General features: G+C 73.1%; 11 protein-coding genes. 7 read left to right on the forward strand and 4 right to left on the reverse strand.

The genetic code is table 11. The features are described 5' to 3' along the window. Positions 1-108: 108 nt before the first annotated feature. Positions 109-924 (reverse strand): ABC transporter ATP-binding protein, encoded by an 816-nt coding sequence (locus AC4H2H_RS06975; RefSeq protein ID WP_494370071.1) that lies wholly within the window; start codon positions 922-924, stop codon positions 109-111. Next, entirely contained in the window at positions 921-2,039 is a 1,119-nt protein-coding gene (locus AC4H2H_RS06980; RefSeq protein WP_494370072.1) for a FecCD family ABC transporter permease, read from the reverse strand. The genes AC4H2H_RS06975 and AC4H2H_RS06980 overlap by 4 nt, the downstream gene beginning before the upstream one ends. A gap of 201 nt (positions 2,040-2,240) precedes the next feature. Between AC4H2H_RS06980 and AC4H2H_RS06985 the strand changes: the two genes are divergently transcribed. From AC4H2H_RS06985 to AC4H2H_RS07005, 5 genes are all read left to right on the forward strand, one after another. Then, a complete protein-coding gene (locus AC4H2H_RS06985) occupies positions 2,241-2,810 on the forward strand; it encodes a hypothetical protein (protein ID WP_494370073.1) in 570 nt (189 codons plus the stop codon). 103 nt (positions 2,811-2,913) lie between these two features. Continuing rightward, a complete protein-coding gene (locus AC4H2H_RS06990; RefSeq protein WP_494370074.1) occupies positions 2,914-6,474 on the forward strand; it encodes a choice-of-anchor M domain-containing protein in 3,561 nt (1,186 codons plus the stop codon). 109 nt (positions 6,475-6,583) lie between these two features. Beyond that, positions 6,584-7,966: a zinc metallochaperone AztD gene (gene aztD / locus AC4H2H_RS06995; RefSeq protein ID WP_494370075.1), complete on the forward strand. Its 1,383-nt coding sequence runs from the start codon at positions 6,584-6,586 to the stop codon at positions 7,964-7,966. A 106-nt stretch (positions 7,967-8,072) separates the two neighbouring features. Next, entirely contained in the window at positions 8,073-8,465 is a 393-nt protein-coding gene (locus AC4H2H_RS07000; protein ID WP_494370102.1) for a Fur family transcriptional regulator, read from the forward strand. 131 nt (positions 8,466-8,596) lie between these two features. Beyond that, positions 8,597-8,878, forward strand: coding sequence for an HU family DNA-binding protein (locus AC4H2H_RS07005; protein WP_483775121.1), 282 nt, complete (start codon positions 8,597-8,599; stop codon positions 8,876-8,878). A 92-nt stretch (positions 8,879-8,970) separates the two neighbouring features. Here the strand turns inward: AC4H2H_RS07005 and AC4H2H_RS07010 are convergent, their stop codons facing one another. Further along, positions 8,971-9,342 (reverse strand): hypothetical protein, encoded by a 372-nt coding sequence (locus AC4H2H_RS07010; RefSeq protein ID WP_494370076.1) that lies wholly within the window; start codon positions 9,340-9,342, stop codon positions 8,971-8,973. Positions 9,343-9,455: 113 nt separating this feature from the next. Between AC4H2H_RS07010 and AC4H2H_RS07015 the strand changes: the two genes are divergently transcribed. Continuing rightward, entirely contained in the window at positions 9,456-10,688 is a 1,233-nt protein-coding gene (locus AC4H2H_RS07015) for a YibE/F family protein (protein WP_494370077.1), read from the forward strand. 50 nt (positions 10,689-10,738) lie between these two features. Beyond that, positions 10,739-11,689: a ketopantoate reductase family protein gene (locus tag AC4H2H_RS07020; RefSeq protein WP_494370078.1), complete on the forward strand. Its 951-nt coding sequence runs from the start codon at positions 10,739-10,741 to the stop codon at positions 11,687-11,689. Between the two features lie 50 nt (positions 11,690-11,739). On the opposite strand, the gene AC4H2H_RS07025 is transcribed toward AC4H2H_RS07020, so the two are convergent. After that, positions 11,740-12,333 (reverse strand): TetR/AcrR family transcriptional regulator, encoded by a 594-nt coding sequence (locus AC4H2H_RS07025; RefSeq protein WP_494370079.1) that lies wholly within the window; start codon positions 12,331-12,333, stop codon positions 11,740-11,742. Positions 12,334-12,387: the final 54 nt, after the last annotated feature.

Consider the following 12,387-nt stretch of genomic DNA (forward strand, 5'->3'; position numbering starts at 1 on the left):
CCCGCCGGCGGGTCGGCCGTGACCGACTGGCCGCAGCCGGCCAGGAGTGCGGCGGCGAGGACGGTCGCCGAGGCGCGGCGTGCGATGGTCCGGGGGCGTGGGGCGTCGTCATGGGTGCGTGCTCTCTGCTCGGAGGACGGTGGTGCGGTCGGGAGTGCGCGCCGTGGCGCGGGGCAGGGGTGAGAACGCGAACACCGGCGGGTCGCCGAGCACGCGCACGTCGACCGCGAACGTCGCACGGACGAGGTCGGGGGTCAGGACGACGCCGGGTGGGCCGTCGGCGACGACACGGCCCTCGGCGAGCACGACGACGCGGTCGCAGTACTGCGCGGCGAGGTTGAGGTCGTGCAGCGCGGCGATCACGGTGCGTCCGAGGCCGCGCACGGTGCTCATCAGGTCGTGCTGGTGGCTGACGTCGAGGTGGTTGCTGGGCTCGTCGAGCACGAGGACGGAGCTGCGCTGTGCCAGGGCGCGCGCGAGCATGACGCGCTGCCGCTGCCCTCCGGAGAGCGTCGCGACCATACGGTCGGCCAAGTCGTCGACCTCGGTGCGACGCATCGCCTCGTCGACGATCGCGAGATCCTCCGCGGTGTCGCGGCCGAACGACGCGTGGTGCGGGCCACGGCCGAGCAGCACGGTCTCGTGCACGTCGAGGTCGAACTCCGTGCGCGGGTCCTGCAGCATGACCGCGACCCGGCGGGCGGCCTCGCGCGGGCTCAGCGCGCGCACGTCGTCGCCGTCGACGCGTACCGTGCCGGTGCTCGGGCGCACGGCCCGGTACACGGTCCGCAGCAGGGAGGACTTGCCGCTGCCGTTCGGCCCGACGAGACCGACGACCTCGCCAGGCTCGACGACGAGCGACGCACCGCGCACGACCTCGCGGCCACCGAGCGTGACGCCGACCCCGTCGATCTCCACCCTCATCGGCCGAACCCCGCCCGCTGGGCGCCGTCACGGCGCATGAGCCACAGGAAGAACGGTGCGCCGACGAACGCGGTCAGGATGCCGAGCGGGATCTCGGTCGGAGCGGCGACCGTGCGCGCGAGCAGGTCCGCCGCCATGAGGAACACCGCACCCCCGAGCACGGTCACGGGCAGCATGCGGCGATGGTCGGAGCCGACGACGATGCGCGCGACGTGCGGCACGACGAGCCCGACGAAGCCGATGCCGCCCGCGACCGACACGACGGTCCCCGTGAGCAGCGACGCGACGACGAGCAGCCCGCCCCGCAGCCTCGTGGCGTCCACGCCGAGCGAGGCGGCCGACTCGTCACCGGTGAGCAGGGCGTTGAGCGATCGCGAGAAGGTCGCCGCCACGACGCACCCCACCACGAGCGCGACGGCCGGCCCGACGAGGCTCGTCATCGTCGCCGCCGAGACGCTGCCGAGGAGGAAGAACAGGACGCTCACGACGTTCTGCGCGTCGGTGGAGATCGTCAGGTAGCTGGTGATCGCGCTGAAGAGGCTGCCCAGCGCGACGCCGGACAGGATCATGCGGGTCGGCGACAGGGTGCCGTCCTTGCGGGCCAGCGCCGCGACGCACGCGCAGGCCACCAGCGCCCCGGCGAACGCCGCGACGTTCAGCGAGAGCCCGCCGACGGCGGCCGACCCGAGCACGATGACGAGGACCGCTCCGACGCTCGCACCCGACGAGACCCCGAGGATGGACGGCTCGGCCAAGGGGTTGCGCACGGTCACCTGCATGAGCGCGCCGGCCAGCGCGAGGCCGGCACCGGCCAGACCTGCCAGGAGCACGCGTGGCAGGCGGAACTGCCACACCGCCTGGTCCTGCAACGGCGTCAACGACCCGTCGCTCATCCACGACATCCCCGGGAGCAGGTGCCCGAGGACGATCTGCGCGGCTTGTGCCGGCGTGACCGCGACAGACCCCGCCGCGCACGAGATGACGACGAGCAGCAGTGCTGCGGTCGCGAGGACGGTGCTGAGCAGGACGGCTCGGCGGGCGAGCGGACGTCGAGCGTCCTGGCGTCGGACCGGCGGTGCGGTGCCTGCGGCGGGGCGCCGGAGCTGATGAAGCACGTCGTGAAGATACTGATAATTGTTCTCATGGCCAAATCGCATGCGTGGCCACATCGCATGCGCGCTGCCTCCTTCTCATGGCGACGGCTCGCGATCCCGTCCAGCACGTGGGATGCCGGGGCACATCGCTTGCGCGCAATCAGAATGAGAACCATTATCGACACACCGCTCACAGTGGGCGGGCTGGACAAGGAGACGACTATGCGTTCGATGCGAACGGCAGGGGGCGTCCGGACGGGCGCGGCGATGCTCGGGGCGACGGTGCTGACGGTGGGTCTGTCCGCAGCGCTCGCCGGGCCGGCAGCGGCGGCGGACCGGTCGACGGGCCACTTCGACGTGGCCGCCGAGATCGAGTGCGACTCGACCGGCGACGTGGCCGACGTGCACGTGCACGTCCACGAGCACGTCGGCGGCACGCACGTCGAGCTGCCGGCCGGTGACTGGCTGTCGTTCACCGGCGGAGGGGCGAGCGGTCCCGCGATCGGCCTCGCCGTCGAGGAGGGCGCGACGTGCGACCTCGCCGAGGTCGAGTTCACGGCGAACGCCCTGGGTGCGTCGAGCACGGGCACGTCGCTGTCGGCCACGAGTGCGGCCGGTTCCTTCACGTCGAGCGGCGCGGGGGCGTCCGGTTCCGTCGTCCTGGGAGCCGGCGACCACGAGGACGCCTCGTGGAGCTTCGCCACGACCGGCACCTACGTGCTCACCTTCGACGTGAGCGTCGACAACGTCCCGTGGGCGACGTCCGAGGAGCTCCCGCTCAAGAGCTCTTGACGTGCGTGCGTGCGGACGGGGCGCGCGGCCCGTCCGCACGCACGTCCGCAGGGCGTTCCCCGCAGCCAGATTCACACCCAGAACAGGACGAGGACCCGGACCAGTGAGACGACAGACCACGAGGCGATCGCGCCGCACAGGACGGACGGCACGACGGCGCGTCGTCGTGGCGGGGGCGCTCGCAGCAGGGCTCGCCCTGCCCCTGGCGGCAGCCCAGGCGCAGGCCCAGCCGGAGACGGGAACGGACGACACTGCCCCGGTCTCGCGCACGGTGCTCGACGCGGGTGTCGTCTTCGTCAGCGCGACCTACGCCGACGGCGAGCCGGGCGTGCGGATCGGTCACGCCGCGCAGCTCGGTACGCGCGCCGACGGAGTGGAGAGCTGGCACGACGCGGACGACGTCGTCATCTCGGTGCCGGAACCGGTCCAGGGCGCCCTCGTCGAGGGGCGAGGGTGGGAGCCGCTGGGCCCGGCCGGGACGACCGTCTGGGGGACGCAGTACTTTGCGAAGTCTCCGTCGGACACGTCGAGCGCGGTGTCCGTCGTCCTGAGCCCGCGCGAGGTCCCCAAGGCGGACGTCGTCACCGGTGGTGTGGCCTGGTCGATCGACGACGCCGACGGGCCCGGAGTGGTCGCGTTCACGAGCACGGGGCCGTTCTCCACGGTCCTGCCGATCGTGGCGTCGCGGTGGTACGCCGCCCACGGTCTCGCCGGCGAGGTCTCGCAGTCCGTGCAGAGTCCCGGCGGCTTCGAGCGGGTCGAGGACTCGATGATCGTCACCGAGCTCGGTCTGCACTGCCTGCACCTGCGCACCTCGATCTCGACGAAGGGCGGTGAGACCGTGGAGTCCGACCCCGTGGTGCTGCGTGTCGCGGTGGGCGACGTGCCCGACGTCGCCACGGCGGAGTGCGAGGGATCGACGGACCCGACGGATCCCACGGACCCGACGGATCCCACGGATCCCACGGACCCGACGGATCCCACGGCCCCGACCGATCCGACGGACCCGCGCAACAACATGGTGCTGCCCCCGACGCACACCGATCTCTCGCTGCGACCTGGCGACGACGCGCTGCGGCTGCTGCTGCGCGAGTCCACCACGTCGTGGGAGACGTGGCACGAGCCGGCCACGACGGTCGTGCACGTGCCCGACGCGGCGCGCATCACCGTCCCCGAGCCCACGGCGTCGGCGGACTCGACGTTCCTCGCCCCCGCGGGCCACCCGATCTACCGGCTGCCGAAACAGCCGAAGCCGCGTATCGCCTGGCTCGGTCTCGCGTCCGAGCACTTTGATGCGTCGGACTACGAGCGGCTGCCCAACCTGCGCGTCGAGTCCGTCACCGGCCTCGACGGCAGGACTGCACCGGGCGACTTCTTCCTCGGCGCCGACGAGGCGTTCGTCCGGTCGGGCGCGGCCCCGTACTTCTCGACGAAGCAAGGGCTGCCACAGGCGCACCAGGCTCTCCCGACGAGTCTCGCGCACAAGCACCTGAGCTGGGACTTCACGGCACCAGGGACGTACTGCGTGCGTCTGACGGCCGACGCCACCGAGACCGACGGCACGCCCGTCGATGACGACACCGTGCTCACGTTCGTGGTCGGGGGCACCTCCTACGACCCCACCTCCGCCCCGACCTGTCTGCAGGCGGAGGTCGACCGCACCGTCAGCCACGTCGTCGCCCCGGCCGCGGCGCCGGCCGGAGGTCAGGCGGTGATCGATGAGCCCCGCTACCTCGAGCACGTGCACTTCGCGCACCTCACGCCCCACCTGACGGACGCCGGGCTGGACCTCTCCCTCGTGGAGGGCGACCGCGCGTCGTCGGGTGTGCGGCACGACCTGGCGGGCGTCGTCGTCGGGACCGGCGACACGGTGCAGAGCCTGAGCGTCGAGTGGTTGCGGGAGGACTGGCGCGACGCCGAGGAGCCCTTCGTGCGCGGCTACGAGCTGCGCGGCCAGTCAGCGGCGTCGAACGACCTGAGCCTGGACCTCGCCGACCTCGACCCCAGCGCGTTCGACGGCGCCCTCACGTGGACGCTCGACCACGTCGACGGTCCGGGGACGTTCCTCGTCGTCGACGAGTGGCAGTCCCTCGTGCCCGGGCACAAGGGTCCGCTGCTCGCGACGAACCCCGACTACCCGGCATCGTCGGCGACCGTCGTTCCGGGCGCCGCCAACCTGCTGCGCTGGAGCTTCTCCGACGCAGGACGGTACTGCGTCACGACGACCCTGGCCGGCACGACCGCAGCGGGACCGTCCGTCGGCGTGACCACCACCCTGACCGTCGCGGCGGGTGTCGACCCGGGGAGCGTGGAGCCGTGCGACTCGACGGACCCGACGGACCCGACGGACCCGACGGACCCGACCGACCCGACCGACCCGACCGACCCGACGGACCCGACGGACCCGGGATGGCCCGTCACCGACCGTACGGTCCTGCGCAGCGGCCACGTCGACCTGCTCGCCCGGGTGACGGGCGCCGCTGGCTCGGTGGGCCCGACGCTGGAGACCGTGGTTCGCGACGACTCGGCGGTCCCGTCGGTCGAGCACGACCTCGCCGAGGTGGTGCTCGACGTTCCCGATGCCGCCCGCCGGCAGGTTCCGGCCGATCCGGCCTACGCCTTTCTGGGTGAGCCCGGCGACCCGGTGTGGCTCCTCCCTGAGAGCCCGCAGACCGACCTCGTGTGGCCCGGGTGGAACCTCGAGGTGCCGGACGGCTCCGGCGCGGCGTCGGTCCGCTGGGACCTCGACGACGTCCGGGCACCGGGCGCGTTCACGCTGTACGACTCGGCCGGCGACGACTGGGGTGCTCCGCGCGTGCTGCTCGACGCCGACCGCACCACTCTGACGTACGCCGAGCACGCGCACGCCACGTGGACCTTCGACGCTGCGGGCGTCTACTGCCTCGACATGACGCAGACCGGGCTCGACGCGTCGGGCACCCCGTTGCCCGGCGCGGCGGACGGCGGCACGCTGGTCCTCGCCGTCGGTGTCGACGCCCGCCGCGCGGACGAGCAGCACTGCGGCATGACCGCGGCCGACTTCGCCGCGGGCCCGGCCGACCCGGCCGACCCGGCCGACCCGGCCGACCCGGCCGACCCGGCCGACCCGGCCGACCCGGCCGACCCGACCGACCCTGGTGGGCCGGCGGCGCCGAGCGAGGGTGACCTCACGGAGGTGAACCGCGGGACCGTGCGGGTCGAGGGCGAGTTCGCTCCTGGGGACACCGTCCCGGTGACGCTCGACGTGGCGTTCGCCGGCGCGACCGTCTCGTCGTGGTTGTTCTCCGAGCCGGTGCCGCTCGGCACGGCTCAGGTCGACGGCGACGGGTCCTACGAGGTCGTCCTGCCCGCTGACGTGGCACCGGGGGAGCATCGGCTCGCCGTGACGGAGCCTGACGGCGCGCTCGTGGGGTGGACCCCGCTCACGGTGGTCGCTCGGACGGACGGGACGAACGGTTCCGGCCTGGTCTCGGACGGCACGCGAGCGGACCGCGCCTCGAGCTCCGGCCCGCCGACGGCCGCGCTGGCGCGCACAGGCGTCGCGACGGCGTCGCTCTGCGCCGCGGGCCTCCTCGTGACGATCGTGGGCGTGGTCCTGGTCGGAGCTCGTCGCCGGCTCGCCGGCGTCCCGGGAGGGCGCGGGGCGCATGGCACCTGGCAATAATGAGAATGATTCCACTTACTGTTAGTGTGCCGGTAGAACCGCCTCCCGGCGCTCGTCCCCACCGGAAAGGAGAGGGCCCCGCCCGTCAGGCGGCGGAGCCCGACCGCGCATGACCTTCACCGCACGCAACCGAACCCGGACGCTCGCCGCTCTCGGCGTCGTCCTTCCGCTCACGATGCTCGGGGCGTGCTCCTCGGGGGAGCCGGCCGGCGAGCCGTCCGCCAGCGAGACGACCGCTGACGAGCACGCCGCGGAGGTGACCGAGGCGGCTGCCGTCACGCCGCGGCTGGCGATCACCTACGACGGCGGCGTCCAGGTGCTCGACGCGACGACGCTCGAGGTCGTCGAGGACATCGAGCTCGACGGCTTCAACCGGCTCAACGGGACCGGAGACGGCCGGCACCTCCTCGTCTCGACCTCGGGCGGCTTCCAGCTGCTCGACGCCGGCGCGTGGGCCGAGCCGCACGGGGACCACTCGCACTACTTCACGTCGACGCCGGAGATCACCGACGTGACATTCGGCGCCGAGAAGCCCGGTCACGTCGTCGTCCACGACGGCCGCACGGCGCTCTTCGACGACGGGACGGGCGAGATCACCGTCGTCGACTCGGACGCCGTCGCGGACGAGTCGCGCGAGGCTCGTACCCACACCACGCCCGAGGTCCACCACGGTGTCGCGGTCGAGCTCTCGGACGGGAGCCTCGTCGTCTCCGAGGGCACCGAGGACGCCCGCACGGGCATCCGCGTGCTCGACGCCGAGGGTGCCGAGATCGCCGCGTCCGACGAGTGCCCCGGCGTGCACGGCGAGGCCATGGCCGCGGGCGAGGCCGTCCTCGTCGGCTGCGAGGACGGCGTCCTCGTGTACAAGGACGGGGCGATCACCAAGGTCGCCAGCCCGGACGCCTACGGCCGCATCGGCAACCAGGCCGGCAGCGAGGAGTCGACGGTCGTCCTCGGCGACTACAAGTCCGACCCGGACGCCGAGCTGGAGCGGCCGACGCGCGTCTCGCTGACGGACACGGCGACAGGTGTGCTCACCCTCGTCGACCTGCCGTCGAGCTACACGTTCCGCTCGCTCGCCCGTGGCACCGGGGGAGAGGCCCTGGTGCTCGGCACGGACGGTCAGATCCACGTGATCGACCCCGCGACCAGGCAGCTCGTGCGCTCGATCCCCGTGATCGACGCGTGGGAGGAGCCGGAGGAGTGGCAGTCGCCGCGACCCGCGATCTTCGTGCTCGACGGGTCGGCCTACGTCACCGACCCCGCAGGGAAGGCCGTCCACGCCGTGGACATCGAGACGGGCGAGGTCTGGAACACGGTCGAGCTGGACGTCGAGCCGAACGAGATCAACGGCGTCTCGGGCGACGCCGACGCGGCGTCGTCGGAGCACGACGAGCACGCGGAGTCCGGTGAGCACGCGGAGGAGGAGGAGCACACGCACACGGAAGACGGTCATGACCACGAGCACGAGGACGAGCCCTCCCAGGGCTGACCGGCGCCGGCCGGTCCGTCGCGCGCCCGGCGCTCGCCGCACCTTCGATCCTCCTCCCGTGAGATGCTCGGACGTCCCACGGGAGGAGGTGGTCGTCGTGCAGAGGATGACGCGGCAGCGCGCCGTGCTTCTCGACGCGATCGGCGCGCAGGACGGGTTCCGCAGCGCGCAGGACATCCACCAGGACCTGCGCGCGCGGGGTGACGCGGTCGGGCTCGCGACCGTGTACCGCGGCCTGCAGGCGCTCTCGGAGGCCGGCGTCGTCGACACGCTGCGCACGGCCGAGGGCGAGAACCTCTACCGTCGCTGTGCGCGCACCGAGCACCACCACCACCTCGTCTGCCGGTCGTGCGGGCGCACCGAGGAGATCGACGGTCCGAGCGTCGAGAGCTGGGCGCAGCACATCGGGTCGTCGCACGGATTCGTCGACATCGAGCACGTCGTGGAGCTCTTCGGGACGTGCTCGGCATGCCGTGCCAGGGGCTCCGAAGACACCTGAGGCGCCAGAAGTCGCGCGAAACTCGGTGTGTTCCCTAGTGTTGTCCCCGGTGCACGGCCTCTCGGCTGGCACACTGAGCCGTGACGACGGGTGGTGACCACCGCGCGTCGTGAACCGAAGAAGGGATTCGCATGTCGCTCAACAAGTCCGAGCTCGTCTCGGCCATCGCCAGCAAGGCCGACCTGTCGAAGGCGGACGCCGAGAAGGCTCTCAACGCCTTCCAGGAGGTCCTCATCGACTCGCTGGGCAAGGGCGAGGCCGTCAAGGTCACGGGCCTCCTGTCCGTCGAGCGCGTCGAGCGTGCCGCCCGCACGGGCCGCAACCCCCGCACGGGCGAGGAGATCTCGATCCCGGCCGGCTTCGGCGTGAAGATCAGCGCCGGCAGCCTGCTCAAGAAGGCCGTCGCCAAGTGACGTCTCGCTGACCGGCCGTTCGCGGCCCGGTCAGCACGCACGAAGGCCCGGAACCCCGCGAGGGGTCCGGGCCTTCGTCGTCTCTGCGCAGGTCAGGCGTGCACGACGTTCGCGAGGACCCCGTGGTTCGTCAGGCGCGTGCCGATCGACTGGTCGACCTCGGAGAACGCCTTGTTCGAGCGGGCGATCCCGACCGCGCCCGCCATGGCGCCGTGGCCGGTCGGGCGGTCGATGCGCGCGACGAGCTGGTGCGCGTGGGCCATGAAGTCGACCGTGAAGACGAGGTGCTGGGCCTTGCCCGCGAACGCGCCGAGCCAGAACGTCTTCTGCTTGCTGCCGCGCTCGGCGGCCCACTGCCCGGTCGGGCGCACGGTGACCGTGAAGCCCTGCTCCTGGAGCGCGGCGTGCAGGTGCTGCTTGGCGACCTCGGGGTCGCCGGTGAGGAAGTAGTCGACGGTGGCCATGGGGCTCCTCGTGCGTAGGGATCGGGGCGAGGCAAGGTGCCCGGCCTCGGGGATGCTATCGCCGACGGCGCGTGCCGCCCCGCGCCGTCGGCTCGCCGTGGCAGCATCCTCGGGTGAGCGAACCGACCTCGGACGTGGTGACCGGACACGGCCATGCCCATGGACCCGCCGCCCCCGCGACGCGGCGGGTGCGCCTGACGCTCACCGCGCTGCTCGTCCCCGCGCTGCTCGCCACGCTCGCGGGGCTCGTCGCGCTGTGGCCCGCGGCCGCCGACGTCCCCGACCGGATCCCCGTCGCTGCCGAGGGCAGCACGGTCCTGCGCGCCACGGTCACCGGACCGGTCGACGAGGAGACGAGCGCCGTGCCGGCGCGCCTCGACGCCGGGTCCCGGGCGAACGGCGTGGACGTCGGCGGCGAGGAGATCACGGTCAACGCCCCGCCCGAGTACGTCGCCTACGGTTTCGACGAGGGCGACCGGCTCCGGGTCCTCTACATTTCCGAGGCCGCCGCCGCGGGCGGCAGCCCCTACGTGTTCCTCGACTTCGAGCGCGGGCTGCCCATCGGGATCCTCGCGATCGCGTACGCGCTGGTCGTGCTCGCCGTCGCGCGCTGGCGCGGGCTCGCGGCGCTGGCCGGCCTCGCGGGGGCGTTCGTCGTCATCGCGTGGTTCACGCTGCCCGCGCTGCTCTCCGGCCAGGACGCGCTCGGGGTCGCGCTCGTGACGTCGTCGCTCGTCATGTTCGTCGTGCTCTACGTCGCGCACGGGTTCACCGCGCGCACGTCGACGGCGCTGCTCGGCACGCTCGTCGGGCTCGCCATCACGGCGGTGCTGGGCTGGTGGGGGTCGGGGGCGGCCAACATCACGGGGCTCACGTCGGAGGAGTCCCTGTGGGTGCCGCAGTACGCGCCATCGCTCGACATCCAGGGGGTCGTGCTGTGCGGCATGGTCCTCGCGGGCATGGGCGTGCTCAACGACGTGACGATCACCCAGGCGTCCGCGGTGTGGGAGCTGCGCGCCGTCGCGCCGCTCGCGACGCGCGCCGAGCTGTTCACCCGGGCGATGCGGATCGGCCGCGACCACATCGCCTCGACCGTCTACACCATCGCCTTCGCGTACGTGGGCGCCGCCCTGCCGCTGCTCATGGCCGTGTACCTCTCCGACCAGAACATCGCGACGAGCCTCACGTCGGGCGAGATCGCGGAGGAGGTCGTGCGCACGCTCGTCGGCTCGATCGGCCTCGTCCTCGCGATCCCGATCACGACGGCGATCGCCGCGCTCGCCGTCCCCGGCTCGGCGTCGGTGGCGTCGGTCCCCGTGGGTAGGGTCGAGGTCCCCGCGACGTGACGCCGCCGGGACGGGCCCGACGGTCCGGAGCGGACCACGGGAGGACGACGGTGACGACGGAGCCGGCAGGGACGAGGGCGAGCAGCCTGGACGTGGCGGTGCTCGGGCCGGGCGGGGTCGGCGGTCTGGTCGGGGCGTTGCTCGCGCGCTCCGGCGCCGAGGTGACCTACCTCGCGAGCGAGCCGACGGCGGCCGCACTCTCGGCGCACGGCGTGCACGTGCGCAGCGCCCAGGTGGGCGACGTCCACGTCCCCGCCCGCGCGACGACGCGGCTCGAGGCGCCGGTCGACGTCGTGGTCGTGGCCGTGAAGCAGACGGCGCTCGCCGAGGCGCTCGACCGGGTCCCGTCGGACGTGCTCGGCGACGGCCTCGTCGTGCCGTTGCTCAACGGGCTCGACCACCTCGACGTGCTGCGCGAGCGCTACGGCACCGAGCGCGTCCTGCCGGCGACGATCCGCGTCGAGTCCGCACGCGTCGCACCCGGCGAGATCGAGCACACGAGCGCGTTCGTCGAGGTCGACGTCGCGCCGGGCCGTGTGCCGCCGGAGCGCGTCGAGGCCGTGCGCGCTCTGCTCGACGCCGCCGGGATCGCCACGACGGTGCAGGCTGACGAGACGGCGCTCATGTGGGCCAAGCTCGGGTTCCTCGCGCCCTTCGCGCTCCTCACGACGGCGCACCGCGCGCCGATCGGGGAGGTCCGGACCACGCACCGCGCCGAGCTCGAGGCGCTCGTGCGCGAGGTCGCGGCCGTCGCGGAGGCGAGCGGTGCGCCGTCGGATCCCGAGCGCACGATGAGCCTCTACGACCGGTTCGCGCCCGAGGCCAAGTCGTCGATGCTCCGGGACGCGGAGGCCGGCCGGCCGCTCGAGGTCGACGCGATCGGCGGCGCGATCGTGCGCGCGGCGGCCCGGGCCGGCGTCGACGTGCCGCTGACGCGGCGCCTGGTCGCGGACCTCGGCGGGCGGCCGGAGGGCCGCGCGGACGGGGGCCGCACGCCGTAGCTGCCCGGTCGGGCTCCCGCGGTCGGCTCCCAGGACAGGGCCGCGCGTCGTCAGGTCCGCGCCTGCACAGCCTCGGTGGCGCGCCGATACACCGCTCGGAGGTCCGTGCTGCCGTTGCTCCGCGTCCAGAGCTGCCCGGCGACGTCGAGGCAGGCGATGGCGCTGGCGACGATGGCGTCGGCGGCCGGGTCGCCCGGGTCCTCAGGATCGGTGCCGAGCCGCCGCCGGATGTTGGGGACGAGCTGCTCCTGCCACCGCAGGTGCTTCTCGATGCTCCGGGCGCGGAGCGAGGGCGTCTCGTACATCATCCTCGCGACCCTGAGCGCGACGTCCGGGTCGTCGGTGGAGCCGTCGACCTGCCACAGCGCCTCCTGGAGCGCCTCCCACGGGGGCACCGAGAGCGGGATGTCCTCGAGGGCCGCGCGGACGAGCGCGCCCTGGTCGGCGAGGTCGCCGAGGACGATGTCCTCCTTCGTGCCGAAGTAGCGGAAGAACGACCGCCGGGAGATGCCGGCCGTCGTCGCGATCTGGTCGATCGTCGTCTCCTCGAACCCCTGGTCGAGGAAGAGCTCCATGGCGACCCGCGTGATCTCGGCGTAGACGGCGCGCCGCGAGCGCGTCCACAGTCCGTCCTCGTTACCCATGGCCCGACCCTACACTCGACGCCTCGTTGACACGGAGTGCCAGTCAGACATAGC

It is taken from the genome of Cellulosimicrobium sp. BMG9.22 (genome assembly GCF_059159975.1).

Excerpts from the sequence above, each read along its gene's own strand:
- AC4H2H_RS06975 (WP_494370071.1), bottom strand. The coding sequence starts at position 924 with ATGAGGGTGGAGATCGACGGGGTCGGCGTCACGCTCGGTGGCCGCGAG.
- AC4H2H_RS06985 (WP_494370073.1), top strand. The coding sequence starts at position 2,241 with ATGCGTTCGATGCGAACGGCAGGGGGCGTCCGGACGGGCGCGGCGATG.
- aztD (WP_494370075.1), top strand. The coding sequence starts at position 6,584 with ATGACCTTCACCGCACGCAACCGAACCCGGACGCTCGCCGCTCTCGGC.
- AC4H2H_RS07000 (WP_494370102.1), top strand. The coding sequence starts at position 8,073 with ATGACGCGGCAGCGCGCCGTGCTTCTCGACGCGATCGGCGCGCAGGAC.
- AC4H2H_RS07005 (WP_483775121.1), top strand. The coding sequence starts at position 8,597 with ATGTCGCTCAACAAGTCCGAGCTCGTCTCGGCCATCGCCAGCAAGGCC.
- AC4H2H_RS07010 (WP_494370076.1), bottom strand. The coding sequence starts at position 9,342 with ATGGCCACCGTCGACTACTTCCTCACCGGCGACCCCGAGGTCGCCAAG.
- AC4H2H_RS07025 (WP_494370079.1), bottom strand. The coding sequence starts at position 12,333 with ATGGGTAACGAGGACGGACTGTGGACGCGCTCGCGGCGCGCCGTCTAC.